This is a genomic window from Aestuariivivens marinum (assembly GCF_022662175.1).
Classification (GTDB): domain Bacteria; phylum Bacteroidota; class Bacteroidia; order Flavobacteriales; family Flavobacteriaceae; genus Aestuariivivens; species Aestuariivivens marinum.
This window is the reverse complement of record NZ_JAKMCR010000001.1, coordinates 258102-284778: the sequence shown is the minus strand read 5'-3', so window position 1 is coordinate 284778 and position 26677 is coordinate 258102. Positions and strand designations below refer to the sequence as shown.

19 protein-coding genes and 1 tRNA gene are annotated in these 26677 nt (G+C 36.1%); 13 read left to right on the top strand and 7 right to left on the bottom strand.

Going from position 1 to position 26677, the window contains the following annotated elements:
* Positions 1-18 precede the first annotated feature (18 nt).
* A complete protein-coding gene (locus MR053_RS01185; protein ID WP_242130693.1) occupies positions 19-2190 on the bottom strand; it encodes a M1 family metallopeptidase in 2172 nt (723 codons plus the stop codon).
* A gap of 176 nt (positions 2191-2366) precedes the next feature.
* On the opposite strand from MR053_RS01185, the gene MR053_RS01180 reads away from it, so the two are divergent.
* The 3 genes from MR053_RS01180 (at position 2367) to MR053_RS01170 (ending at position 6519) form a co-directional block, all read left to right on the top strand.
* Positions 2367-2894 carry an inorganic diphosphatase gene (locus MR053_RS01180; protein ID WP_223548986.1) on the top strand — a complete coding sequence of 176 codons (528 nt, stop codon included), beginning with the start codon at positions 2367-2369 and terminating at the stop codon, positions 2892-2894.
* A 127-nt stretch (positions 2895-3021) separates the two neighbouring features.
* Complete coding sequence (locus tag MR053_RS01175) at positions 3022-5415, top strand: sodium-translocating pyrophosphatase (RefSeq protein WP_242130692.1); 2394 nt, start codon at positions 3022-3024, stop codon at positions 5413-5415.
* A 108-nt stretch (positions 5416-5523) separates the two neighbouring features.
* A complete protein-coding gene (locus tag MR053_RS01170) occupies positions 5524-6519 on the top strand; it encodes an App1 family protein (protein WP_242130691.1) in 996 nt (331 codons plus the stop codon).
* On the opposite strand, the gene MR053_RS01165 is transcribed toward MR053_RS01170, so the two are convergent.
* From MR053_RS01165 to MR053_RS01150, 4 genes are read right to left on the bottom strand one after another with little or no spacing between them, the layout of a single operon-like run.
* Positions 6516-7130 carry a deoxynucleoside kinase gene (locus MR053_RS01165; protein WP_223548980.1) on the bottom strand — a complete coding sequence of 205 codons (615 nt, stop codon included), beginning with the start codon at positions 7128-7130 and terminating at the stop codon, positions 6516-6518. The two genes, MR053_RS01170 and MR053_RS01165, sit on opposite strands and share 4 nt — an antisense overlap.
* 1 nt (position 7131) lies before the next feature.
* Positions 7132-7911, bottom strand: a complete 780-nt coding sequence (locus MR053_RS01160; RefSeq protein ID WP_242130690.1) for a hypothetical protein — start codon at positions 7909-7911, stop codon at positions 7132-7134.
* Positions 7912-7945: 34 nt separating this feature from the next.
* Positions 7946-8629, bottom strand: a complete 684-nt coding sequence (locus tag MR053_RS01155; RefSeq protein ID WP_223548976.1) for a response regulator transcription factor — start codon at positions 8627-8629, stop codon at positions 7946-7948.
* Positions 8622-10127 (bottom strand): sensor histidine kinase, encoded by a 1506-nt coding sequence (locus MR053_RS01150; protein ID WP_242130689.1) that lies wholly within the window; start codon positions 10125-10127, stop codon positions 8622-8624. Before MR053_RS01150 ends, MR053_RS01155 begins: the two co-directional genes overlap by 8 nt.
* A 123-nt stretch (positions 10128-10250) precedes the next feature.
* Between MR053_RS01150 and MR053_RS01145 the strand changes: the two genes are divergently transcribed.
* The 5 genes from MR053_RS01145 (at position 10251) to MR053_RS01125 (ending at position 16125) form a co-directional block, all read left to right on the top strand.
* Positions 10251-11105 carry a GLPGLI family protein gene (locus MR053_RS01145; RefSeq protein ID WP_242130688.1) on the top strand — a complete coding sequence of 285 codons (855 nt, stop codon included), beginning with the start codon at positions 10251-10253 and terminating at the stop codon, positions 11103-11105.
* Positions 11106-11208: 103 nt separating this feature from the next.
* Positions 11209-12069 (top strand): GLPGLI family protein, encoded by an 861-nt coding sequence (locus tag MR053_RS01140; RefSeq protein ID WP_242130687.1) that lies wholly within the window; start codon positions 11209-11211, stop codon positions 12067-12069.
* Between the two features lie 103 nt (positions 12070-12172).
* A complete protein-coding gene (locus MR053_RS01135; RefSeq protein ID WP_242130686.1) occupies positions 12173-13036 on the top strand; it encodes a GLPGLI family protein in 864 nt (287 codons plus the stop codon).
* A 36-nt stretch (positions 13037-13072) separates the two neighbouring features.
* Positions 13073-15793: a TonB-dependent receptor gene (locus MR053_RS01130; protein WP_242130685.1), complete on the top strand. Its 2721-nt coding sequence runs from the start codon at positions 13073-13075 to the stop codon at positions 15791-15793.
* A gap of 249 nt (positions 15794-16042) precedes the next feature.
* Positions 16043-16125 (top strand) — tRNA-Tyr (locus MR053_RS01125).
* 275 nt (positions 16126-16400) lie between these two features.
* Here MR053_RS01125 and metK read toward each other — a convergent pair.
* Complete coding sequence (gene metK / locus MR053_RS01120) at positions 16401-17654, bottom strand: methionine adenosyltransferase (protein ID WP_242130684.1); 1254 nt, start codon at positions 17652-17654, stop codon at positions 16401-16403.
* Between the two features lie 693 nt (positions 17655-18347).
* Between metK and ilvD the strand changes: the two genes are divergently transcribed.
* Genes ilvD through ilvA form a run of 5 tightly spaced genes read left to right on the top strand, consistent with a single transcriptional unit; the run spans position 18348 to position 25148 of the window.
* Entirely contained in the window at positions 18348-20033 is a 1686-nt protein-coding gene (ilvD, locus tag MR053_RS01115) for a dihydroxy-acid dehydratase (RefSeq protein ID WP_242130683.1), read from the top strand.
* A gap of 40 nt (positions 20034-20073) precedes the next feature.
* On the top strand, positions 20074-21810 hold the full coding sequence (gene ilvB, locus MR053_RS01110) for a biosynthetic-type acetolactate synthase large subunit (RefSeq protein WP_242130682.1): 1737 nt from the start codon (positions 20074-20076) through the stop codon (positions 21808-21810).
* A gap of 11 nt (positions 21811-21821) precedes the next feature.
* Positions 21822-22355 (top strand): acetolactate synthase small subunit, encoded by a 534-nt coding sequence (ilvN, locus tag MR053_RS01105; protein WP_223548960.1) that lies wholly within the window; start codon positions 21822-21824, stop codon positions 22353-22355.
* A 15-nt stretch (positions 22356-22370) separates the two neighbouring features.
* The gene (gene ilvC / locus MR053_RS01100) at positions 22371-23846 is read left to right on the top strand and encodes a ketol-acid reductoisomerase (RefSeq protein WP_242130681.1); all 1476 of its coding nucleotides are present in this window, start codon (positions 22371-22373) and stop codon (positions 23844-23846) included.
* Positions 23847-23882: 36 nt separating this feature from the next.
* Positions 23883-25148 carry a threonine ammonia-lyase gene (gene ilvA / locus MR053_RS01095; protein WP_242130680.1) on the top strand — a complete coding sequence of 422 codons (1266 nt, stop codon included), beginning with the start codon at positions 23883-23885 and terminating at the stop codon, positions 25146-25148.
* Positions 25149-25230: 82 nt separating this feature from the next.
* Here ilvA and MR053_RS01090 read toward each other — a convergent pair whose 3' ends face one another.
* Entirely contained in the window at positions 25231-26673 is a 1443-nt protein-coding gene (locus MR053_RS01090; RefSeq protein WP_242130679.1) for a Gfo/Idh/MocA family protein, read from the bottom strand.
* Between the last annotated feature and the right edge of the window lie 4 nt (positions 26674-26677).

The window sequence follows — 26677 nt, the reverse complement described above, 5'->3', positions numbered from 1 at the left end:
TTACGGCATTAATTCGAGTTATTGATTGTTTTTAAATCGATCAAACACACTTTGCGATTCACTTTTTGGAAAACTGTTATTGTCCGTATTGGTATCAGCAAACTCAAAATTGGGATCGAGTGTTACGGTCTTAACCTCTTTATCCTTAACAAAGGTGTGTTTGACTTCGTATTCGTTTCTGCGCCATATATCGGCTGGCAATCGGTCTATTTCGGTAGAGCCATCGGTGTATGTCCATTCAATGGTGACGGGCATGACCAAGCCACCTACATTTTTAATGTTAACCTCATAGAGGTTTTTGCCCAATAGCTGCTGTCTTACTGCTTCTTCGTCCAATCTGGATAAAAAACCACCATAAGCATCATCTGGTGTGGCGCTCATTTTAATTACCTCAGGGCCATCTGAGAAATCTTGTGTTGCTACTCGCGTGTCTTGGTTTTCTGGTTTTAGTTGTATGTTTTGCTTGCGGTTTTCAATGTTTTGCTCAGCTTCATACACCTTAAACCATGTAACATTGCTTAATTCCATATCCACATGGTCTGTGGTAAAAAACCAGCCCCTAAAAAACCAATCCAAATCGGTGGCTGTCGCATCTTCAAGGGTCCTAAACAAGTCTCCTGGATTGGGATGCTTGTATTTCCAGCGGTTGGCGTATTCCTTAAAGGCGGCATCAAACAATTCTTTGCCAACAATAGAGTTTCTTAGCATTTGCAACCCTACGGTAGGCTTTCTGTAGAAGTTGGATCCAAACTGACTCAGCAGTTCGTTATCGGAAGTCGTCATGATAGGGCGTAAAATATTTTTATCACCACTCATGAAAGGCACAATGCTTTTAGGCGTGGTGCTGCTAAAATCGGGATAACGTTCTGCAACTGTACGTTGGTGCAAAAAGGTGTTTAGACCTTCGTCCATCCACATCCACTTACGTTCGTCTGAGCTAACAATCATAGGAAACCAATTGTGGCCCACCTCATGTATAATAGTGCCTATCATACCCGCTTTTGCATTTTTGGTCATTTGTCCATTTTTCGGCCTTCCCCCATTAAAACTAATCATGGGAAATTCCATGCCAATATTAGAAGTGTTTACCGAAATACAAACAGGATAAGGATAATCAAAAGTCGCTTCAGAATAAACTTCTAAAGCATGTTTAATGGCTTTGGTCGATTCTTCTTGCCATACAGGCATGCCTTCCTTTGGGTAAAACGACATGGCCATAACCGTATTGGTAGGTAATTTAACCGCTTGGGCGTCCCATATAAATTTCCGTGATGAGGCAAAGGCAAAGTCACGTACATTTTTAGCTTTAAATCGCCATGTTTTCTGTTTTTTTGTTTTTGTCTTTTCGTTGGCTTTGGCTTCTTCTTCAGTTACAATTAAAATGGGTTGGTCAAACGATTGCCTTGCTTTCTCCAATCGGTCACGCTGTGTTTTGCTAAGTACATCTTCTGCATTCTGTAATGTTCCTGTTGAAGCTACAATATGGTCTTCGGGTACGGTGATTTCAACCTCATAATCCCCGAATTCCAGAGCAAATTCACCCAGCCTTTGAAATTGTTGGTTTTGCCAGCCTTCGGTGTCATTATATACCGCCATTCTTGGGAACCAATGTGCAATTAAATAAACGGTATTGTCATCACTAGGGAAATATTCGTAACCTTCCCTGGATAGTTTAAACATACTGCGATCGGTAATAGTATAAGACCACCCAATTGAGAACGTTAAAGAGCTTCCTGATTTTAACGGTGTGTTCAATAACACTTTCATCATGGTATTGTTTATCAAGAATTTCAAAGAGTTGCCTGAATTGTCCTTTATATATTTAATGGAATAACCAGCAGGGAAATCTATAGCTCTAGTTAAAAATTGCATGTTCCTTGCGGTGATGCCATCTTTTAAATCATTGCTAATACCCCCAAAATCCTGATTCCCTTTTTTATTAACGTTTTGTTCCAACTGAATCCACAGATAGTTTAAATCGTCTGGGGAGTTGTTATAGTATGTTATGGTCTCATTACCTGAAATGGTGTTATTGGTTTCGTCTAAAGTTACCTTTATGTTATAATCGGCACGTTGTTGCCAATAGGCTTTTCCAGGGGCGCCACTGGCCGTTCGGTAGCTATTAGGCGGCGCAATCATATGGTCAATGGGTTCAAATTTACCTTGCCAAGGTTGTGTTTGTGCTTGCATATTCAGAAAAAATAAAGCACAATAACAGATTAAAATAGTTTTCATAGTATTTGAGTTAGTCACATTCAAAATAAAATAAGTTTGCCAAGGTAAGAAATAAAGTATAAATCTAGGCTTTAATTGTTGTTTAAACTTGAAGTGTTCAGTACATTTGCAGTCTTTTAAGACTAAAGTATATGAGCGAAAATAAAAAAATAACATTTGATGTATTGATAGAGATACCCAAAGGAAGTAGAAATAAATACGAATACGATTTTACTTTACATAAAATTAGGTTCGACCGTACTTTGTTTTCTTCTATGATGTACCCTGGAGATTATGGGTTTGTACCAGAAACATTGGCGCTGGACCAAGACCCTTTAGACGTATTGGTTTTATCAACAGAGCCTTCTTACCCTATGGTAGTTATGGAGGTTAGGCCTATTGGGGTATTTCATATGGCAGATGAAAAAGGACCAGACGAGAAAATTATTTGTGTGCCCGTATCTGATCCTGTTTGGAGTCAACGTAGTGATATAACCCATTTGAATCCACATCGTTTAAAGGAAATAGAACACTTTTTTCAAGTGTACAAGGATTTAGAAAAGAAAAAAGTTGATGTTGGTGGATGGGGTAATGCTAAAGAAGCAGAGGAAATTTACCTTAAATGTGTGAAGCGTTATGAAGAAAGTGAACACAAGAAAAAAAGAACGTTTACTATCTAATTGAAAGATTAATAATTCAGCCTAAAAAAATTAAACCATCTTTAATTTAAGGTGGTTTTTTTTATCACTTATATTTTCCTATTTTTAGCTCCGTTAATTTTTTTTTACTAACAACTAATCTAAAAAAATGGAATTATTATTAAGATTTTTACCTGCTTTTGGAGCTTTAGGTCTCCTTTTTGTTTTTATAAAAAACGTTTGGATTACCAAACAAGATGTTGGTTCGCAAAAGATGGCCAATATCGCAAAACATATAGCAGATGGTGCTATGTCATTTCTAAAAGCTGAATACAGAATTTTAGCAATTTTTGTGATTGCAGTAGCCATACTGTTATTCTTTAAGGGAAATTCTGAAGAAGGTTCCCATGGTATGGTTGCTTTATCTTTTGTGGTTGGAGCTATTTGTTCAGCTTTAGCAGGATTTATTGGTATGCGTGTAGCTACTAAAGCCAATGTAAGGACAACACAAGCAGCTAGAACATCCTTAGGAAAAGCCTTAGAAGTGGCTTTCGCTGGTGGCTCAGTTATGGGGCTTGGTGTGGTTGGATTAGGTGTGTTGGGCCTAAGCGGCTTATTTATAATTTATCAAAATATATGGCCGGGTTCAGAAAATATCCCTATGGTTTTAAATGTGCTTTCTGGCTTTTCTCTTGGGGCATCTTCTATTGCGCTTTTTGCCCGTGTGGGTGGCGGTATTTATACTAAAGCGGCAGATGTGGGAGCCGATTTGGTTGGAAAGGTTGAGGCTGGAATTCCTGAGGATCATCCATTAAATCCTGCAACTATAGCAGATAACGTGGGAGACAACGTAGGCGATGTTGCTGGTATGGGAGCCGATTTATTTGAATCTTATGTAGGGTCTATTATTGGTACTATGGTATTGGGAGCTTTTATCTTTACCCCAGAATATGGAGGATTGGGCGCCGTTTATTTGCCATTGGTGCTTGCGGCTGTTGGTATTGTGATGTCTATTTTAGGAACACTGTTAGTAAGGGTTAAAGACGGAGGGTCACCTCATAAAGCCCTTAATTTAGGTGAGTTTGGTTCTGGGTTATTAATGATTATTGCATCTTATTTTATAATTGATATAATGCTGCCTGAAACTGTTGAAGGGTTGCCTTATGGTTCTTTTGGCGTATTTTGTGCCACACTTGCAGGTTTAATTGCTGGTTTTTGTGTTGGAAAAGTTACAGAGTATTATACAGCAACAGGAACAAAACCTGTATCGTCTATTGTTAAACAATCTGAAACGGGATCTGCTACAAATATCATTGCCGGTTTGGGTGTAGGAATGATGTCAACAGCACTTCCAATAATATTGATTGCTGCTGCTATTTTAGTATCGCACTACTATGCTGGATTATATGGTATTGCTATTGCAGCTGTTGGTATGCTTGCCAATACAGGAATTCAATTGGCTGTAGATGCTTATGGACCGATTTCAGATAATGCTGGTGGAATTGCAGAAATGGCAGAATTACCAAGTGAAGTGCGTCAACGTACCGATAAATTGGATGCAGTTGGAAATACAACTGCTGCAATTGGAAAAGGCTTTGCTATCGCTTCAGCAGCACTAACCGCATTGGCATTATTTGCTGCATTTATGAAGACTGCAGGTGTTACAGCAATCGATGTATCTCAACCTAAAATCATGGCAGGGTTATTAGTGGGAGGTATGTTGCCATTTGTTTTTTCTGCTCTGTCTATGAATGCTGTTGGGCGTGCGGCTATGGCCATGATTGAAGAAGTACGTCGCCAGTTCAGGGATATCCCTCAACTAAAACAAGCTTTAGAAGTGATGCGTAAGTATGATTCGAATATGAGCAAAGCTACTGAGGAAGATAGAAAAATATTTGACGAGGCCGATGGTTATGCTGAATACGAAAAATGTGTGGAAATTTCTACAACAGCTTCCATTAAAGAAATGGTATTACCAGGATTATTGGCATTAGCGGTACCTGTTGCCGTTGGATTTTTAGGAGGTGCAGCAATGTTAGGTGGTCTTTTGGCCGGTGTAACTACTTGTGGCGTACTTATGGCAATTTTTCAGTCCAATGCTGGAGGTGCATGGGATAATGCTAAAAAAACAATAGAGGAAGAAGGTCGTAAAGGGACAGATGCCCATAAGGCAGCTGTTGTAGGCGATACAGTAGGTGATCCTTTTAAAGATACTTCAGGACCTTCATTAAATATTTTGTTAAAATTAATGAGTGTTGTGGCCTTGGTAATTGCTCCTAGTATTGCAATGACATCCGATACGTTAACAGCTTATAATAGCAGTACAAGCCAAGTTGAAGAAGTGTCTAAGGAAGTTAAAGTTAAAATGACGGCTAACGATGATGGTACTGTTACGGCTGTTGTAACTACAGTAACTACTAAAAATGGAGAAACGTTTACAGCTTATGAAACTTTTGAGGGTACAGAAGGTGAGGTTAAAAACAGTATAGAAGCTTTAAAAACTAATGTGCATACGGTAAAAGACAAAGTTGTTGAAGACATTAAAGAAGAGGTTACGCGCTAACCTTTTCAAGTTTAAAATTAAAACCACATCTTCTTTCCGCTAACCAGAAAGGAACGATGTGGTTTTTTTATTTTTTAACCACCAAATTAAGATTTAGTAGACGATTATATGTTTAAAAAAGATCCGCTTCAAATTATTGTTTTTCAAACTTATGGAACTTCTAATCATGTTTACTTAAGGGGAAGGGCTATTGAAGATGAGAATATCAATTTAGAGGAGAAAGGAGCTTTTAAGTTACTTTTTAATGCTTGGAAACGATTTGAAACAGACGAAATAAAAAATTCAAAAATTAGAATTAGATTGGGTGACAACCATCCTTTTTATGTAAAAACCGATAATGACGGTTATTTTTTGTTTGATGAAACGATAGAAGGTCTTGGTAATTTTGCCAATAGTGAGGGTTGGGTGACTTTTGAACTCTCCTATGAAGAAAGTCAGTTGAAAAGGGATATACAATCTAAAAATTGTTTCCCGGGAGAAATGCTTATTCCCTCCCAAAAGGCTTCATTTGGAGTGATAAGCGATATAGACGATACTATATTGCATACAGGTTTGGTGTCTGTTTTAAAATGGCGTGTTGTCTTTAACACATTATTGACTTCAGCAGCTAAGCGTTTGCCTTTGGAAGGTGCACCAGAATTTTATAATTTATTGCACCAAGGTAAAACAGGAGAAGAAGCCAATCCTATTTTTTATGTAAGCCATAGCCCATGGAACTTATATCGTTATTTGGAATATTTTTTAAAGAAAAATCATTTTCCAAAAGGACCTATAATACTAAGAAATTTCCCGAAGCCGTTTTCAAAAAAGAAAACGGAAAAACCTCAAAAGCAAAAAGAAATTTTAAACCTTTTAAAGACCTATCCAAAATTAAATTTTATACTTATGGGAGATAGTGGTGAATATGATCCGGATATTTATTTGGAAATTGCTCGGCAGTACCCTAACCGTATTTTGGCAATTTATTTAAGAAGTGTAAACCACCAAAAGAGAACGTTGCGTGTCTCTAGTTTATATGAAGGTTTTGAATCCACTCCCGTACTGTTTATGGAAAGTAGTGAACAAGCCATAATACATGCCAAAAAACATGGGTTTATAAATTAAAATAAGCCGTGTATTTCGGCATCAATTCTATTGATAACATTTCCTAAATCTTCAGGGTTATCTACAAAGTTAAGTTTGTCAACATCTATAATCAATAATTTACCTTTGTTGTAACCATGAATCCAAGCTTCATAGCGTTCGTTCAAACGACTTAAATAATCAATGCTTATAGAGTTTTCGTAATCACGGCCGCGTTTATGTATTTGAGATACCAAATTAGGAATGGAACTTCGTAAATAAATTAATAAATCGGGTCCCTGAACCAAGGACTCCATTAAATCGAATAGATGACGGTAATTTTCAAAATCCCTGTTGGTCATCAAGCCCATAGCATGTAAATTGGGAGCAAAAATGTGGGCGTCTTCATAGATGGTTCTATCTTGAATAATATCCTTACCACTTTTCCTTATTTGTAACACTTGACGAAAACGGCTATTTAAAAAGTATACTTGCAAATTAAAGCTCCAGCGTTCCATTTGGTTGTAAAAATCATCCAAATAGGGATTGTCTACAACATCTTCCAATTGAGGTTCCCACCTATAGTGTTTAGCCAAAAGCTTTGTGAGTGTTGTTTTTCCGGCGCCTATGTTTCCAGCAATTGCAATGTGCATGTTACTTTAATTTTAAATGGTATTCGTAAAGAAATTTAGAATCGTAAATATACAAGGTTTCGTTGGTTGCAAAAAACTGATTTATCAACAAATTTGAGGTTTCAATAGGTGCAGGGATTCCTTTGCCTTGCTTTAAATAAAATAAACTATTCTCCTTTTTTAAGTAGAGATTATTGTTGTTTTCAGAGAGTTGTGTATAACCGTTGTTTTTCATTTTTGCCAATAAACTGCCAAAATAATTGTATACATATAAATACTCTTTAGTGAGTAACCAACAGGTGTTGTAGTTACTTTTTAAATCTAAAGTCTCGGTTTGTACAGGTAGGGTTTTGGCTTTTGTATAATTGGCTTTATAATCGTAAAGCTCCAATTGTTGGGTATCTTGGTTAAACAGCCAAAGTGTATTGTCATGTCCGGTAGATACATGTGTCACATTTCTATATTCTGAAACGGTATTAAAATCGATTTTAAATATTTCGGCTAATCTATTGTCTAAAATAATAACGGTATTGAAGTCCTTATAAAACAAATTGATTTTAAGTGGATTAAAAATATCAATACTGGTTAGATTACCTAACTGTAAATTATTATAGCTTATGGTTTTTAAAGCCGAATTTTTATAAAAGACATTATTTTGAATGTAGTAAGTCGATTTAAAATTATCAATGCCTACGAAGGTTTCGATTTCTAATTTCGTTTTTTTGATAAGTGTGGTTGCTATAGTTTCTTGGGAAACTAAAGATAATGGAAATAATAAAAATAAGTAAAATAGCGTTTTCATGTGCGACATGAAAAATACAAAAATCAAACCACATTTAGCAAATTAACTTATAGCCAAATCCACGTACGTTAATGATTTGTATGTTCTCATCCGAACTTAGCTTTTTGCGTAGTTTGGTAATGAACACGTCCATGCTTCGCGCACTAAAAAAATCATCATTGCCCCATAGTTTTGTTAGTATTAATGAGCGATCCAATACCTGATTTTTATTTTTAATTAAATGGAACAACAAGTGAGCTTCCCTGTGGGTTAATTGTACTTGGGTTTCTTCTTTGTATTGAAGCAACTGCTTAGGGAAATTAAATTTATAGTGCCCTAAATGTAAAATTGTACTTGCTTTCTGTAGCTTAGTTCGGTTTAATAAATTGTTAATACGAACAATAAGCTCTTCCATACTAAAGGGTTTTTTTAAATAATCGTTGCCACCAATGGTAAAGCCTTCAACCACATCTTGGGTTTGCGATTTGGCCGTTAAAAAAATAATGGGAATGGTGTCATCTAAAGCTCTTACGTCTTTTGCTAAAGTAAATCCATCTTTTTTTGGCATCATCACGTCTAGAACCAACAGCTCGGGATTTTCCTTTTGGTACACGTCAAATGCATCTATCCCATTTTCACACAGCAGTACCTTAAAATTTCGGGTTTCCAAGCTCTCTTTTATAATTTGTCCCAATGCTGGTTCATCTTCTGCTAAAAGTATCGTGGTCGTATTATCCATTTGGAAGAATAATTTTAAAAGTGGTTTTGTGGTTAGACACATCAACTTTTATTGAGCCATTGTGTTTTTCTATTATGGTTTTGGTATAGTAAAGTCCTATGCCAAAACCTTTAATGTCGTGGGTGTTTCCCTTAGGCACGCGGTAAAACTTTTCAAATATTTTGTCTTTGTTGGCTTTTTTTAAGTTGTTTCCATTATCTAAAATGGAAATGTTGATATTGGCCTTGTCTTGAGTTAAATAGATTTCAATACTGTTACCACCATATTTAACAGCATTGTCCAAAATGTTGTTTAGTGCATTTTCAATATGAAAGGCATCAGCATAAATATTTTGTATATCAGAATAGTTGCTAAGAATGAATGCTTTATCTTGATGTTGCATTTTATAGCGGGTCACTAGGATTTCCAGTAAGTTGGCCAAATTCAGATTTTCTTTTTTGAGTTCTAGGGTCTCACTGTTTAAAGTTGCTGTTTCCAATAGTTTTTCAACCATAATATTTAATTTGTTTAGTTGGTTGGAAGACATATCTAAATATGTTTTGGTTTTAGCTTTATCATTAATAACATTAAAGTTGTTGATACTTTCTAATGCTACACCAATAGTAGCTATTGGGGTTTTAAACTCGTGTGTAATATTGCTTATTAAGTCGTTTTTTACTTCGGCCAGTTGCTTTTGGTACTTTATGATTTTTAATAGGAAAAATAAACAGCTTACAATGGCTAGTACTAAAAGAGTAGATATTAAAATGCCAAACAGGCTTCGCTTTAAAATGGTTTTTGTGGTGTTGTTAAAATATACTTTTAGTTTAGTGTCTTGAGGCAAATAATTAGAACTAGAAATAACATTTAAGCTTGAGGAATTAATGTTTTCAGGTTTTAGTTTCTGAATTTTTTTTAAAGGCGATTCTAGGGTTATTCCATAATCAAGGTCAATTTGTTTTCTTAGTAATGCTTTGTTGAAAAGACTATCTATGGTATTAAGTTGTATATTGTCATTGGTCATTGAAATAATGACTTTAGTGGTTAATCTTCGAAAATCTTTGTAATTAAAAATTGATCCAGAATCCTTTACAGAAAATTTTCTTGTAGTAAGTTGTGTTGAATCACTATAACCGTTATGTAAAATACCAAATAAAGAATCAACACTTTTGCTTTTAAAAATGGAGACATTTTCAGTGAATTCTCCTGGAATTGAATCTATATTTATGGTTTTATGAGCTTTTAATCTAATAGTTTTTAAAATACTGTCTATCTCTTTGCTGTTGTCAAACAGGCTGTCAGTCGATTCGCTTTCTATAGCATAGGCAATAGTGCTTTTTTCTGCAAGATTGGCAAAATAGGTTTCAATAGCACCATCAGTACACTGTTGCACATCATTAGTTAATTGCTGTTTGTTTATAAGATAGTTTTTGTAATTCCAATACACCTGAATGCCAATTGTGGTTATAATTACAAGTACAATAGAGTAGAGCAACCAACTGTATTTCATGTTCTTCATAATTCAAAAATAGAAGTAAAAACTAAAGAAAACTAATCGCTTAACACTAGTTAACACTAGTTAACGCTTTTATTGATATGAATCTTCCATTTTTGTACTGTTAAATCAAAATCAAATCAAAAAATGAAACAGTTAATTATCATATGCCTGGCGTTCTGCCAAATGCAACATACTTTTGCTCAGGATTTTCAGGGTATTGCTACCTACAAATCGTCCCGCAAATTGGATATTCAATTAGACAGTACCCAGATGAATTCTGAAATGCACCAACGCATGATGGATATGATGAAAAAGCAATTCCAGAAAACTTATCTTTTGAGCTTTAACAAATCAACATCTATTTACAAGGAGGATAAAGAGCTAGGACCCCGACAACCAATGGGTATGGAAGTTATTATTGTAAGCTCGGGAGATTCAGATATTTTGTATAAAAACTTAAAAGAAAATCGATTTACCAATCAGAATGAATCCTTTAGTCGATTGTTTTTAATTCAAGATGAATTACAAAAACACGATTGGACTTTAACCAATGAAAAGAAATTTATTGGAGCGTATGAATGCTTTAAGGCGACTAAAATGATCGAAGTACCCATAATGCGTACAAGAATTAGTATGAATGGAGATAGGGATTTGGATGCTGAAGAGGAAAACAATGATCCAGAAACAAGAATGCAGGAAGTTGTGGCTTGGTATGCACCTAAAATTCCAGTAAATAACGGACCAGCAAATTATCATGGCTTACCCGGGTTGATTTTAGAGATTAATGATGGCACAACAACTATAATTTGCAGTAAGATTGTGTTGAATCCAGAAAAAGGTGTGCGTATCGTTGAGCCTAAAAAGGGTGATAAAATGAATCAAGAGAAATACGATGCAATTATGGAGAAGAAGATGAACGAAATGCAGGATCGTATGCGCGATAACCGTAGAGTTAGGGATGATGGTGCTCAGGAACTTGAAATAAGAATTAGCGGTTAGTTTTAAGAATAATTTAACGTTTTAATAATTAAACCTAGTACTCTGGTTTTGGTCTAATAGGGATAATGTGTTAGTTTTAAAAAACTAATAAAAAATTAGACCAATGGTGCGCCGTGTAATTAAAATTCGACTTTCAATTATTTTTATCCTAACTACTTTAAATTCATTTGCCCAAAAAGATTTCCAAGGAAAGGCCTATTATGAATCGAAAACTACTGTAGACATGACTAATTTTGGTGGTGGGCAATTAAGTGAAGAGCGTAAAAAACAAATAGCCGACCGTATGAAAAGTGCCTTAGAAAAAACTTTCATACTTAATTTTAATCAGTCGGAATCCCTATACCAAGAAGAAGAGCGTTTGGATGCACCTGGACAAGGGCGAGGCTTCCGATTTGGTATGATGAGTAGTACTGGAGGCGATTTATATAAAAATGTGAAATCGCAACAGTTGTTGCAAGAACAAGAGTTTTTTGGAAAGCAATTTTTGGTAAAGGATAGTTTAAGCAAGCTGGATTGGCAATTGGGTTCAGAAACTAAAACTATTGGTCAATATACTTGTTTTAAGGCCACCGCCGTAAAACAAGTAACGGGTTTCGATTTTAATAGCTTCAGGAGAGGACCAAGTAACGAAAAACCAAAAGACTCAACAAATACTCAAAACGATGAAAATAATGATAATACCGAAACGCCTAGAAAAGTTTTTGTAACTGCTTGGTATGCACCACAAATACCAGTTAATCAGGGTCCTGATGTATATTGGGGTTTACCAGGATTAATATTGGAGCTAAATGTTGATAGAACAACCATTTTGTGTTCTAAAATTATTTTGAATCCATCAGAAAAAGAGGTTATAAAAATGCCATCAAAAGGAAAAGAAGTGTCACAAACAGAATATGATAAGATTGTAAATAAAAAAACTGAGGAAATGCGAGAGATGTTTAGGGGCAGAGGAGGACGAAGATAAGGTATAGAAAGATGATTAGTCTTGAAAATAATAATTAAATGTTAAAGCTAATATATTGTTTAATAAATACTTATATTTGTTAAACAAAAAAATTATATTGATTATGAAGAAAATATTAATAAGATTATTAGCTTTTTCGTTAGTGTTATTTATAAATAAAACTCTTAGTGCTCAGAGTTTTCAAGGTAAAGCATATTATTATAAGAAGACCAAAATGGAACTTGGTAGTTTTGGTGCTCGTATGAGTGAGCAACAAAAAAAGCAAATAGAGTCACGACTGAAAAATAGACTTGAAAAGACATATCTGTTAGCATTCAATAAAGAAGAGTCAATTTATAAAGAAATTGAAAAATTGGATGGAATATCGGGAGCAACAGACTCTTGGGGCAAAAACTTTTCTCCTGGTAAGTTATATAAAAATGTAAAAACAAATACATTACTTCAACATCAGGAATTTTATGGTAAGAGGTTTTTAATTAAAGATGATTTACAGTCACTAAAATGGAATTTAGGTTCTGAAACAAAACAGATTGGAAACTATACTTGTTTTAAGGCTACTGCAGTGGTACCTAGTTCAGAATTAGAATGGTGGTCGTTCTCTTGGGATAGATTGAGTAACATAGATAGGACAAATGCCCAGCATAATGATACTATAAATAAGGAAGCTGAATCAAATATGGATTTAATGGATAAGGATAATATTCAATTAACCCAGGTTATAGCTTGGTACTCTCCGCAAATACCTGCTGCCCATGGTCCATTGGAATATAATGGGCTTCCTGGATTGATTTTGGAGGTTAGTGCAGGTAATACCGTTATACTTTGTTCCAAGATAATTTATAATCCTGATGAAAAAGAAGAAATTGATAAGCCTAGTAAAGGAGAAGAGGTTACCAAAAAGGAGTATCAAGAGATTGTTATTAATAAAATGAGAGAGTTCAGGGACAATCGACTGGGAAGAAGGTAAGGGCTTCATTTATGTTTTCAACCAAATAATAACCAAATGAATAAAGCTAATAGTACATTTTATATTTTGCTTTTTAGTATTAGTTTCATCGCTAAAGGCCAAGTTAAACTAGAAGGAGTCGTAAAAGACAGTATTGGAACACCGCTCGAATTAGCAAATGTTATAGCCATTAATCAAGAGTCACAAAAACTAGATTCTTACGGGATAACTAACAACGAGGGTTATTATAAGTTATCACTGGAAAAAAATACCAATTATAAAATTCAAGTGAGTTATATAGGGATGAAAACTGCTCAAGAAGATGTTCAAACTACCGAAATTGATTTAGTTAAAAATTTCATCCTTCAAAATGACAATACTTTAGACGAAATTGAACTGATTTACGAAATGCCTGTTACCGTTAAAGGCGATACCATAGTTTACAATGCCGATTCTTTTACATCGGGTACAGAGCGTAAATTGGGTGATGTGCTTAATAAACTGCCAGGTGTTGAAGTGAATGACGAAGGACAAATTGAGGTAGAAGGTAAGGCCGTAGGTAAAGTGATGGTTGAAGGCAAGGATTTTTTTGACGGCGATTCTAAATTGGCCACCCAAAACATACCGGCTAATGCGGTCGATAAAGTAGAAGTTCTTAAGAATTATGCTGAAATTGGGCAGTTAAGTGGTGTAACAAATAATCAAGATAATATTGCTATAAACATTAAACTTAAGGAAGGCAAAAAGAATTTTTGGTTTGGTAATATTACAGCTGGTGCAGGTGGAGCTGATGATAAAACATTGTATTTGGCTCAGCCAAAAATGTTTTATTATAGTCCGGAGTACAGTTTAAATTTTATAGGAGACATGAACAATATTGGCGAAATAGCCTTTACCCGACGTGATTATTTCAATTTTATGGGAGGTTTTAGGAGTCCCAGTAGAAGCAGTGGTACTAACATTAATTTAGGTAGTAATAATTTAGGTTTTTTGTCCCTTCAAAATAACAGGGCAAAGGATATTAATACCAAGTTTGGCGCAGCTAATTTCAGTTACTCACCAAAAAAGACATTAGATTTAAGCGGGTTTGCCATTTTTTTAAGTAGTAGAACCGATTTGCAGGAAAATAGCTCAGTGGTTTATACTAACCCAGATTTAAACATTCCAGATGAAACCACAGAAAGTAACACCACACAACGTAGTGATTTGGCTATGGCTAAGTTTAGTGCCAAGTACAAACCCAACACCAACAATCAGTTGGATTATGACGTTTTGGCACGGACTTCAAAAGAATCACAAGACCAGTTGTTTTACTCTTCTGTAAATGGTAACATAAATGAATTGGAAAACGCAAAGCCTTTTAGCATCAATCAAAATGTGAATTATTATTATACCTTGGATGACGCTAATATTTTTGCTCTAGAGGTTCAGCATTTGTGGCAGGATGAAGATCCGTTTTATAATGCGTTTCTAGAAGACAAAGATAGTTATATCAATACTGCTCAAGTTTTGGGATTTGATAATACCCAAATAGGTTATGATGTAGCACAGGAAAAGCGTGTAAAATCTAACCAATTAGATGCCAAGTTGGATTATTGGAATATTTTAAACACCAAAAGCGACATTAATTTCACTTTAGGGACCATTTATAGCAAGCAGGATTATAATTCTGATATTTTCCAATATCTTGATAATGGAAGCAAATATGACAATGTGCCTACCCAAAATAACGGATTGGACATTAATGACATTGCCTATCGCTTTTCTGATGTGTATTTGGGTGTTCATTACCGTTTGAAATTGGGGATTTTTACGTTTACCCCAGGTTTTTCAGCGCATGCTTACAGTGCTAAGAACAGTCAGTTTAATGAAACGTATACCGATAACTTTTTCAGGCTGTTGCCCGATTTCAACACTCGAATCCAATTAAAAAAGAGTGAACAGCTTATTTTCAACTATAGAATGCAAACCCAATTTACCGATGTCAACCAATTTGCAAGGGGTTTGGTTTTAAATAGTTATCGTTCAATATTTTCAGGAAATCCGGAATTGGAGAGTGCCTTGTCCCATAATGTGAATTTGTCCTATTTCAGTTTTAATATGTTTAACTATACCAACGTAAATGCAAGTATAAACTATAGCAAAGCGGTAGATAGAATAAGAACCACATCCCAGTTTTTGACCAATAGTGTAGTGCGGGTTAGTACACCATTTAATTCTGGTTTGGCCGATGAAAGTGCAGGTGCCAATGCACGCATCCAAAAAACATGGGGTAAATTTAGGGGAACGCTTAACGGCAACTTTAACTATAGTAAGTTTAACCAGATTATTAATGGACAAACTTCGGTAAATGAAAACTATTCCCATAGCTATAGGGCAGAACTACGAACTAATTTTAGGGAAGCGCCTAATTTTGAACTGGGCTATCGCTATAGCATACAAGATAATGACCAAGGCGATCGACGCACCAAGTTTTTTACTAAAGCACCTTCGGTAGAATTTGATGCGCTTATTTTTAAAACTTTCACGTTTAAAACTAACTATTCCTATAATAGTTTTAGTGACGAAGACAGAAAAATCAATTCCTTCGAATTTTGGGATGCCTCGCTAGCTTACAGGAAAAATGCAGACAGCAAATGGGAATATGAAATTAAAGCCACAAACTTATTGGATACCCAATCACAGAACACCAGTAGGTCGGGGAATATTTCAGTAAGTGCCACCGAGTATTTTATCCAGCCCCGATTTATTACGTTTAGATTACGTTATGAGTTATAGTCAATTTCTCTTGCTAAAAGATATTTTTATAAAACAGGATTTTCCTTTGCATAATAGAGAAACAATAATATATTTGCGCTCGGTTATACTGGTTCTGATTTAAAATTGCTCAAATAAAACACAGTAATTTTTTTATCTAGGCAAGAAAGAAAATTTAAGCATAGCCTAAGCTACGGTTAAATTTTATTTTGAAGCATAGGAGAAAAAGGGCAAATTTTAATGAATAATTTTAAGTTAGAAATGGTATTAGGGAAGATACTCAAGCGGCCAACGAGGACAGACTGTAAATCTGTTGGTTTTCACCTTCGCAGGTTCGAATCCTGCTCTTCCCACGAATAAACAAAAAAGCCAAACGTCAAATCAAGCTTGTATGAATTTGTAAGTTTGGCTTTTTTGTTTTCAAAGCGAGAGAAAAAGGATATGCAATCCTGCATGACTTTTTATCTCGATTTGTACCTGTTGAAGTTGTTCATTAACCTATTGAAAATAAAAATTTGCGGCAGTAGTGAGGCTTTTCATTTTCACAAGAGGGTAAAAGGATATGCAATCCTGCATGGCTTTTTATCTCACTTTATATTTAAAAATGTATAGGATAATAGTTTAGTTTTTACAGTCCAAAAATTTCCTTTACCCTATCAACATAATCCAGTTTTTCCCAAGTAAACAACTCAACATCTAAGGTGACACTTTCTCCATTAGGTTGGGTAAAGGTTTTGGTAACAGTTTCGTTGGTGCGCCCCATATGGCCATAGGCTGCTGTTTCACTATACATGGGTGAGCGTAGTTTTAAACGTTTTTCAATAGCGAAAGGACGCAAATCAAAAATCTGTGATACTTTTTCTGCAATTTCGCCATCGGTCATATTAAACGGACAAGTGCCATAGGTGTCAATGAAAATTCCCATAGGTTCTACAACACCAATAGCATAACTTACTTGTACCAAAACTTCGTCGGCAACACCAGCAGCGACTAAGTTTTTGGCAATATGTCTTGTGGCGTAAGCCGCACTGCGGTCTACCTTACTGGGGTCTTTTCCAGAAAATGCACCACCGCCATGGGCGCCTTTACCACCATAGGTATCTACAATAATTTTACGTCCGGTCAATCCCGTATCGCCGTGTGGCCCACCAATAACGAATTTCCCTGTGGGGTTAATGTGGTATTTAATGTCACTGTTAAACAGTGCTTGTGTGGCTTTTGGTAATTTGGAAACCACACGTGGGATTAAAATGTCAACAATGTCTTTTCGTATTTTAGCCAACATGGTCTCATCATCGGCAAAATCATCGTGTTGAGTAGATATTACAATAGCATCAATTCGCTGAGGGATATTGTCATCGCTATATTCAATGGTCACTTGGCTTTTGCTATCAGGTCTTAAATAAGTAATGTCTTTGTTTTCTCGTCGTAGCTCAGCCAATTCCTTTAGTATACGATGTGATAAATCTAATGCCAATGGCATATAATTTTCAGTTTCATTGGTAGCATATCCAAACATCATCCCTTGGTCACCAGCACCTTGCTCTTCTTTAGTTGCTCTATCTACACCACGGTTAATATCGTCCGATTGTTCATGAATAGCCGAAAATACCCCGCAGGAATTTCCGTCAAACATGTATTCTCCTTTAGTATATCCTATTTTATTAATAGTATCCCGAGCAATTTTCTGCACATCTAAATAGGTATGCGATTTAACCTCACCAGCAAGTACTACTTGTCCCGTGGTAACCAAGGTTTCACAAGCCACTTTCGACTCTACATCAAAAGCCAAAAAGTTATCGATCAGGGCGTCGCTAATTTGGTCAGCAACTTTATCTGGATGTCCTTCAGAAACACTTTCTGAAGTAAATAAATAAGCCATAAAATAAAATTTATCGGGAGATTTGACGATAGCGTCAAAGGAAGTTTACACTGCCTTTAGCATTTTTTCTTGAGGTTGCAATCAGTCAAATCTATCCTCTATTGTTTTACTCAGGCAAAATTAAAAAAATAAAAAGAAATGAAGATGAATTACATATCGATTTTAACTTTTTTTTCAAAATTAAAATTGAGCTTAAAATTTATTTTTGAAAATTTGTAATCTTGAAGATTAATGAACAAGTGTTTCATATCATTTCTGTTATTGTGCTTATGTCAATAGAAAAAACATGATATATGATAATATAAAGTGTATTGGGCCTTCCTTAACAGGAAGGCTTTTTTTATTGTTTTAAGTTATTGCCTTAAAGCAATAATCCTGAATTCATTTTGGGATTTATATATAGAACTATTTAAAGAATTATTCTTCAAGTAATAGCTTATGGGTTTGAGTGGATATTTTTTGATTTTTTGAACGTCATAAAAAACACAATCTAAATACTTGATATATAGATTTTTATCTAAAATTTTAGTATTGTGGGTTTAACCTAGTTTTATAAAGAAAACAATGTATAAGTGCTCAATAATTTAATTTCGACAAGTATTTTAAAATATTGAAGATTTTTTACAAAAAAACTTAAAACACAAAGAATAATAAATCATAATAAGACAGAACCTAAAATTATCTGTAATAAAAATGAAGGAACTCAATAAATATAGCAAAAGACTAACACAGGATGAATCGCAGCCTGCATCACAGGCCATGTTATACGCAGTAGGATTGACTGATGAGGATATGCATAAACCACAAGTGGGGATTGCCAGTACGGGTTATGATGGTAACCCGTGTAATATGCATTTAAACGGTTTGGCAGGTGAAATAAAGATTGAGTGTAACATAGCGGGTATGGTTGGTTTAGGGTTTAATACCATTGGTGTTAGTGATGGTATTTCTATGGGGACTTCAGGTATGAATTATTCCTTGGCTTCTCGAGATATTATTGCAGATTCTATAGAAACGGTAATGAATGCCCAAAGCTACGATGCGTTGATATCGGTTGTTGGATGTGACAAAAATATGCCTGGAGCGATTATCGCCATGTTGCGTTTAAATAGACCGTCTATAATGATGTACGGTGGTACCATAGCTTCTGGTAATTATAAAGGTAGAAAGTTAAATGTTGTTTCGGCTTTCGAAGCGTTAGGACAAAAAGTAGCAGGAGAAATAGATGAAGAAGAATACCGTGAAATTATAAAAAGGGCCATTCCTGGTGCAGGAGCTTGTGGTGGTATGTATACGGCTAATACTATGGCTTCGGCAATCGAATGTATGGGCTTAGCATTACCCTATAATTCATCTATTCCAGCTGAAAATCCAAACAAACTCTCTGAGGCAGAAAGAACAGCAAGGGCTATTAAAAACCTATTGGAATTGGATTTAAAACCGTTGGATATTATTTCTAAAAAATCCATTGAAAATGCTATTACATTGGTTAATGCCTTGGGAGGTTCTACCAATGCGGTGTTGCACTTTTTGGCCATTGCTCATGCAGCCGATATTGAATTTACATTGGAGGATTTTCAACGTGTGAGTGACAGAACCCCATTAATAGCCGATTTAAAACCATCTGGTAAATATTTAATGGAAGATGTTCATGGCGTAGGAGGAACACCAGCAGTAATGAAATATTTATTGGATAAAGGCTATTTATATGGTGATTGTTTAACTGTAACAGGTAAGACTTTGGCTGAAAACTTAAAGGATGTGGCACCACTTGAATTTGAAAATGATCAGGATGTCATTTACCCAACGGACAAAGCTTTAAAATCGTCTGGTAATCTTCAGATCCTTTATGGAAACCTAGCTACAGAAGGTGCTGTTGCAAAAATTTCTGGAAAAGAAGGTTTGGTGTTTGAAGGTAAGGCTGTGGTTTTCGATGGCGAACAGGCAGCCAATAAAGGAATATCTAATGGAGAAGTTGAGAAAGGTGATGTGGTTGTTATCCGATACGTTGGTCCCAAAGGTGGGCCAGGTATGCCAGAAATGTTAAAACCCACGTCGTTAATTATGGGTGCAGGATTAGGAAAGTCGGTAGCTTTGATTACCGATGGCCGATTTTCTGGAGGAACTCATGGTTTTGTGGTCGGTCATATTACTCCCGAAGCACAAACAGGAGGAGCTATCGCCTTGATTAAAACGGGAGATCGTATTCGTATTAGTGCTGAAGACAATTCTATAAACGTGCTTCTACCAGATGAAGTATTGGCTGAAAGAAAGGCACAATGGCAAGCTCCAGAATTGAAACATAAAAAAGGAATATTATATAAATATGCAAAATCGGTAGCTTCGGCCTCAAAAGGTTGTGTTACTGATGCATTTTAATTCCTGCGAAAGCAAGGAATCTTTCAAAATAGTTAAGCTTATGAAAGAAACACAAACTTTAGAAACAAAGAAAAATTCAGAACGTTCAACCGAACGTATCTGTGGAAGCGAGGCCGTTATAAAATGTTTAATAGCCGAAGGTGTTGATGTGCTTTATGGTTATCCTGGAGGTGCTATTATGCCGGTATACGATGAGTTATTCAAATATCAAGACCAGATTCATCACGTACTCACACGTCATGAGCAGGGAGCTGCCCATGCCGCACAGGGATATGCTAGAATATCTGGTCGAGTAGGTGTAGCAATGGCTACGTCTGGTCCTGGGGCAACCAATTTAATTACGGGCATTGCCGACGCACAAATAGACTCTACGCCATTGGTGTGTATTACTGGGCAGGTACCATCCCATTTATTAGGTAGTGATGCTTTTCAGGAAACAGATATTGTTGGTATTTCTACGCCGGTTACGAAATGGAATCACCAAGTAACCAGGGCAGAAGATATTCCTGAAGTTATAGCCAAGGCGTTTTATATTGCGAAAAGTGGACGCCCTGGACCCGTATTAATTGATATTACAAAGAATGCCCAGTTTGGAGAACTGGATTTTAAATATGAAAAATGCACGGGTGTTAGAAGTTATATTCCAGTGCCAAAAACAGCTCCCGAATCTTTGCAAGCGGCAGCCGATTTAATCAATAGAGCCAAGAAACCAATGATTGTTTGGGGTCAAGGCATTATTTTGGGAGAAGCAGAAGCAGAACTAAAAGCCGTTATTGAAAAAGCGGGTATACCAGCAGCTTGGACCATTATGGGAGCTTCGGCAATACCAACATCTCACCCGCTAAATGTAGGTATGGTAGGGATGCATGGCAATTATGCACCAAATGTTTTAACCAACGAATGTGATGTATTGATAGCTATAGGAATGCGTTTTGATGATCGTGTTACGGGCGATTTAAATACTTATGCAAAACAAGCCAAGGTAATTCATTTTGAAATCGATCCTGCTGAGGTCGATAAAAATGTAAAAACTGATGTGGCTGTTCTAGGAGATGCCAAAGCCAGTTTGCAAGCTTTATTGCCTTTACTAAATGAAAATTCACATACGGATTGGCTACAAGAGTTTAGAAAGCTTTACGACATCGAGTTTGAAAAAGTAATAAAGCATGATATTACACCTACCAAAGAAGGTTTGACCATGGGTGAGGTACTCAGGGAAATTAATAAACAAAGTGGTGGTAATGCAGCTATTGTTTCCGATGTGGGACAGCACCAAATGATTGCTTGTCGCTATTCTGAATTTAATAAAACAAAAAGTAACATTACCTCAGGAGGTTTGGGCACTATGGGATTTGCACTACCAGCAGCTATGGGTGCTAAAATGGCTGAGCCGGAACGCGATGTGGTTGCTATTATTGGTGACGGTGGCTTCCAAATGAATATTCAAGAGTTAGGGACTATTTTCCAAACGCAAATACCAGTTAAAATAGTGGTTTTGAACAATGAGTTTTTAGGTATGGTACGTCAGTGGCAACAATTGTTTTTCGATAAACGTTATGCCTCGACCGAAATGACCAATCCTGATTTTATAACTATAGCTAAAGGATATCATTTAGAAACAAAACGCGTAACGAAAAGAGAAGAATTGGCTGGAGCTGTAGAAGAAATGATGGCCTCAGAAGGAGCATACTTTTTAGAGGTTTGCGTAGAAAAGGAAGATAACGTATTCCCTATGATTCCTTCAGGAGCATCGGTTTCAGATATTCGATTAAGCTAAATTTTGAAAACATGAACGAAGCAATAAAAACATTTACGATATCGATTTATACCGAAAACAACATCGGTTTACTAAATCGTATTTCAGCAATTTTTCAGCGTAGACATATCAATATCGAAAGTTTAACCACGTCACAATCAGAGATCGAAGGGGTTAATCGTTTTGTAATCGTGGTGAATATTACCGAATCTCAGGCTAAGAAAATCATTGGTCAGATACAAAAGCAAGTTGAGGCCATTAGAGCTTATTATCATACCGATGAAGAGACCATTTTTACGGAGTCTTGTATGTTTAAGATAAAGTCCGATTTATTGTTTGAAGAACCACAAATTCAAAACATCATAAAAGACAGTGATACCAGAATAGTTACGGTAAACAAGGAATTTTTTGTTTTGGAAAAATCTGGAAGACGTCACGAGATTGAAAATTTACGTAAGGCCTTAAGTGCTTTTGGGATTATGCAGTTTGTGCGCTCGGGTCGAATAGCCGTAACAAAAGAAGAAATGAAAATAACCGAAATGCTTTTAGCATTCAATAATCAATAGTAATTAAAATTAGAAATGGGAAATTATTTTAACACCTTATCATTAAGGGACAAATTAGAGCAGTTATCGAAGTGTAGATTCATGGAAACTTCAGAATTTGGAGATGGTGTAAATGCTCTTAAAGGCAAGAAAATAGTTATAGTAGGTTGTGGGGCTCAAGGCCTTAACCAAGGATTAAATATGAGGGATTCTGGATTGGATATTTCTTATGCTTTACGGGCTCAGGCCATAGCAGAAAAGCGTAAGTCGTTTGTTAATGCAACAGAAAACGGATTTAACGTAGGAACCTATGAAGCATTAATTCCAACAGCCGATTTAGTATTAAACTTAACACCAGATAAACAACACACTAGTGTGGTAAATGCGGTTATGCCTTTAATGAAAAAAGGGGCAACATTATCTTATTCGCATGGCTTTAACATTGTTGAAGAGGGAACGCAAATTCGTGAGGATTTAACCGTAATCATGGTGGCACCTAAGTGTCCAGGATCTGAGGTAAGGGAAGAGTATAAAAGAGGATTTGGTGTGCCAACACTAATAGCAGTACATCCTGAGAATGACCCAGAAGGAAAAGGTTGGGCACAGGCAAAAGCGTATGCAGCTGCAACTGGAGGTGATAGGGCAGGTGTTTTGGAGTCCTCTTTCGTGGCTGAGGTAAAATCGGATTTAATGGGAGAGCAAACCATTCTTTGTGGGTTGTTGCAAACAGGATCTATACTTTGTTTTGACAAAATGATTGAAAAAGGAATTGAGCCTGGATATGCATCAAAATTAATCCAGTATGGATGGGAAACCATTACCGAAGGTCTTAAATACGGTGGAATTACCAATATGATGGATAGGCTTTCTAATCCAGCTAAAATTAAAGCGTTTGAGTTATCGGAAGAATTAAAAGACATCATGCGTCCGTTGTTCCAAAAGCATATGGATGATATTATGGAAGGTCGTTTTTCTAGTGGTATGATGGAAGATTGGGCTAATGGTGATGAGAAACTATTAACATGGCGAGCAGCAACTGCAGAAACAGCTTTCGAAAAAACGCCTGCAGGTGATGTTGAAATTACAGAACAAGAGTACTACGATAATGGCGTACTAATGGTTGCTATGGTTAGAGCTGGTGTAGAATTGGCTTTTGAGGCTATGACCGATTCTGGAATTATTGATGCTTCAGCTTACTACGAGTCATTACATGAAACACCACTTATAGCCAATACTATTGCAAGACGTAAATTATATGAAATGAACAGTGTAATATCTGATACGGCGGAGTATGGGTGTTATTTATTTGATCATGCCTGTAAGCCATTATTGTCAGATTTCATGAAAACCATTGACACCGATGTAATAGGAAAAGCTTATGCAAAAGATAACGGTAAGGCAGTTGATAATGCGAAACTTATAGCAGTAAACAAAGCATTACGATCCCATCCTGTTGAAAAAATAGGTGAATTTTTAAGGGCATCGATGACGGCTATGAAGCCTATAGTGTAATATAAAGACTCCAGAAGTCAAAAAAAACAGTTTGTCATGAATCAGGAAAAAATCACATATTTTCCTAATATTAGTGATATAAAGCTAGCTGCCGATACGATTAAAAACGTATCGGCAGTTACGCCTTTAAGCCCTAGCTTTAGGTACTCCAAACAGTTTGATGCTAATATCTATTTTAAACGTGAAGACCTTCAACAGGTACGTTCTTATAAAATAAGAGGGGCGTACAATAAAATTAATTCTCTAAATTCTGAACAGGCAAACCATGGAGTGGTTTGTGCAAGTGCGGGAAACCATGCCCAAGGAGTAGCTTTATCTTGTAAATTATTACAGATACATGGAACCATTTATATGCCAGCACCAACACCTAATCAAAAGGTGGAGCAGGTTAAAATGTTTGGTGAGGATTATATAGATATTAAACTGGTGGGCGATACCTTCGACGATGCCTATTATGCTGCCATGAAAGAATGTGATGAATTGGAAAAAGCATTTATTCATCCTTTTGATGACGAAAAGGTTATTGAGGGACAAGCTACGATAGGACTGGAAATTTTAGAGCAATCAAAAGACACTTTAGATTATGTGTTTGTTCCCATAGGAGGTGGTGGTTTGGCCGCAGGTTTATCTACGGTGTTTAAAATCTTATCGCCCAATACAAAGATTATTGGGGTTGAACCAGAAGGTGCCCCCGCTATGAAAATCAGTATTAAGAATAACCAAAATACGGAGTTGGAACACATTGAAAAATTTATTGATGGCGCTGCCGTAAAACGTGTAGGTGATTTAACCTTTGATATCTGTAAATCCCAACTTCATGATATTGTAACTGTGCCAGAAGGTAAAGTATGCGAAACCATATTGGAACTGTACAATAAGGATGCCATTGTGGTAGAACCAGCAGGAGCCTTAAGTATTTCGGCATTGGATTTTTATGCTGAAAATATTAAAGACAAAAATGTGGTTTGTGTGGTTAGTGGTAGCAACAATGATATCATCCGAACTCCTGAGATTAAGGAGCGAGCCTTGTTGTATGCTAATTTAAAGCATTATTTTATAGTGAAATTCCCCCAACGGGCTGGTGCTCTTAGAGAGTTTGTAGTTGATATTTTGGGACCAAACGATGACATTACTTATTTTCAGTATGCCAAAAAAACCAATCGTGAAAATGGATCTGCCGTAGTGGGTGTTCAGTTAAAAGCTGCTTCTGATTTGGAACCACTTATTTCCAAGATGAAAAAGCACAATTTTTATGGGGATTACCTAAACAACAAACCCGATTTGTTTCAGTTTTTGGTTTAGTTATAATTAACTCATCTTCAATTATAATTTAGATAAAGGAAACATGAGTCAAAAATTGGTTAATAACGTATAAATGTCTTATTTAAAATTTACGATACTTTCCTTCTAAATATTGATTTGCCTCTTCCTCAGTAAATTTTGCTTTTTCGCTATCCCAATGCAGTATTTGATTAGGGAAGCGACCAGCGATTACACCCAGAAGAATGGTTTCGGTTAGTTTTGATGCATATGAAAAAGGAGCACTACAATTTCCTTTGCCCAAACAGGCATCTATAAATTCGTGATAATGTTTTGGTCCTTCGGAATCATAATTACGAATTGGCTCACCTAAGTTATTTGCTTTTGCAATTGTTTCAATTTCCGATGAAATGTCAACGTATTCACCATCGACAATTTTTTTGGGTAATTGCATAAAGTGAGGCAATAGTAAACGGCCTTTTTCACCTACGAACATGGCACCTTGTTCTGGCAATTTGCCTTCTTCGGCAATTTTAGCATCCAGTGATATTTTATCTTCTAAACTGGCATCTTGTTCTGATGAAGAGGGTTTGTTTACAGAAGCTTCTGCTCCAGGTAATTTTAAATCGTCATGTGCTCTTGGGGCATCAGGTCCATCGTACCATATCCAAGTTAAAGTTTCTGCGGTATATTTGGTTTGAGGGAATTCGTAAGTAACAATGTTGCGTTCTGGGTATCCAAAGCCATTGGTTGCTTCACATTCGTTTTTAATGGTTAAAGGAACATCAAGAGCCAAAGCATTGTATGGTGTGTCAAAAATATGAACGCCCATATCACCTAAGGTGCCACAACCATAATCCATTAATTTACGCCAATTACCAGGATGGTATACCCCTTCTTTGTATGGTCTTTCTTTAGATGTACCTAACCATAGATTCCAATCTAAAGTTTCAGGAATAGGATCACTGCCTTCAGGAGCTTCACCATCATAACCCCAATTTTTTGGGGACCACGCATGAACAGTATGGACTTTTCCAATTATACCGGATTGAATCAACATGGTAGCTAATTTATAATCGAAAAATGAATGTACCTGAATTCCCATTTGGGTAATGAGATTCTTTTTCTGAGCCAATTTATTCATGGCTCTAGCTTCAGAGACATAATGGGTTAGTGGTTTTTGGCAATATACATTTTTGCCTAGATTCATAGCTAATAATGAAGCGGGAGCATGAGTGTGGTCTGGAGTAGACACGATAACCGCATCAATATCATCTTCCAATTCTTTAAGCATTACCCTGTAATCTGAAAAAGTTTTTGCGTTAGGATGCAATTTTTTTGCTTCTGAAAGAAAATTAGAGTCTACATCACATAGGGCAACAACATCCACTAAAGGATGTGAGGCTATGGCATTAAGGTCCGCATTGCCCATATTGCCAACCCCAATATGAGCTGTTCGAATACGTGTTTTAATAACAGGTTTTTCTTTGCACATAACTAGTGATGGAGCTAAAACCAATCCAGTGACTCCTAAGCTACTTCTCTTTAAAAATTCTCTTTTGTTCATGATC

What these genes read in the sequence shown, in the direction of transcription:
- MR053_RS01090 (WP_242130679.1), bottom strand. Translation starts at nt 26,673, where the DNA reads ATGAACAAAAGAGAATTTTTAAAGAGAAGTAGCTTAGGAGTCACTGGA.
- MR053_RS01165 (WP_223548980.1), bottom strand. Translation starts at nt 7,130, where the DNA reads ATGCACATTGCAATTGCTGGAAACATAGGCGCCGGAAAAACAACACTC.
- ilvA (WP_242130680.1), top strand. Translation starts at nt 23,883, where the DNA reads ATGAATCAGGAAAAAATCACATATTTTCCTAATATTAGTGATATAAAG.
- MR053_RS01185 (WP_242130693.1), bottom strand. Translation starts at nt 2,190, where the DNA reads ATGCAAGCACAAACACAACCTTGGCAAGGTAAATTTGAACCCATTGAC.
- MR053_RS01180 (WP_223548986.1), top strand. Translation starts at nt 2,367, where the DNA reads ATGAGCGAAAATAAAAAAATAACATTTGATGTATTGATAGAGATACCC.
- MR053_RS01150 (WP_242130689.1), bottom strand. Translation starts at nt 10,127, where the DNA reads ATGAAGAACATGAAATACAGTTGGTTGCTCTACTCTATTGTACTTGTA.
- ilvN (WP_223548960.1), top strand. Translation starts at nt 21,822, where the DNA reads ATGAACGAAGCAATAAAAACATTTACGATATCGATTTATACCGAAAAC.
- MR053_RS01140 (WP_242130687.1), top strand. Translation starts at nt 11,209, where the DNA reads ATGGTGCGCCGTGTAATTAAAATTCGACTTTCAATTATTTTTATCCTA.
- MR053_RS01175 (WP_242130692.1), top strand. Translation starts at nt 3,022, where the DNA reads ATGGAATTATTATTAAGATTTTTACCTGCTTTTGGAGCTTTAGGTCTC.
- MR053_RS01135 (WP_242130686.1), top strand. Translation starts at nt 12,173, where the DNA reads ATGAAGAAAATATTAATAAGATTATTAGCTTTTTCGTTAGTGTTATTT.
- ilvB (WP_242130682.1), top strand. Translation starts at nt 20,074, where the DNA reads ATGAAAGAAACACAAACTTTAGAAACAAAGAAAAATTCAGAACGTTCA.
- metK (WP_242130684.1), bottom strand. Translation starts at nt 17,654, where the DNA reads ATGGCTTATTTATTTACTTCAGAAAGTGTTTCTGAAGGACATCCAGAT.
- ilvD (WP_242130683.1), top strand. Translation starts at nt 18,348, where the DNA reads ATGAAGGAACTCAATAAATATAGCAAAAGACTAACACAGGATGAATCG.
- MR053_RS01130 (WP_242130685.1), top strand. Translation starts at nt 13,073, where the DNA reads ATGAATAAAGCTAATAGTACATTTTATATTTTGCTTTTTAGTATTAGT.
- MR053_RS01145 (WP_242130688.1), top strand. Translation starts at nt 10,251, where the DNA reads ATGAAACAGTTAATTATCATATGCCTGGCGTTCTGCCAAATGCAACAT.
- MR053_RS01170 (WP_242130691.1), top strand. Translation starts at nt 5,524, where the DNA reads ATGTTTAAAAAAGATCCGCTTCAAATTATTGTTTTTCAAACTTATGGA.
- MR053_RS01155 (WP_223548976.1), bottom strand. Translation starts at nt 8,629, where the DNA reads ATGGATAATACGACCACGATACTTTTAGCAGAAGATGAACCAGCATTG.
- ilvC (WP_242130681.1), top strand. Translation starts at nt 22,371, where the DNA reads ATGGGAAATTATTTTAACACCTTATCATTAAGGGACAAATTAGAGCAG.
- MR053_RS01160 (WP_242130690.1), bottom strand. Translation starts at nt 7,911, where the DNA reads ATGAAAACGCTATTTTACTTATTTTTATTATTTCCATTATCTTTAGTT.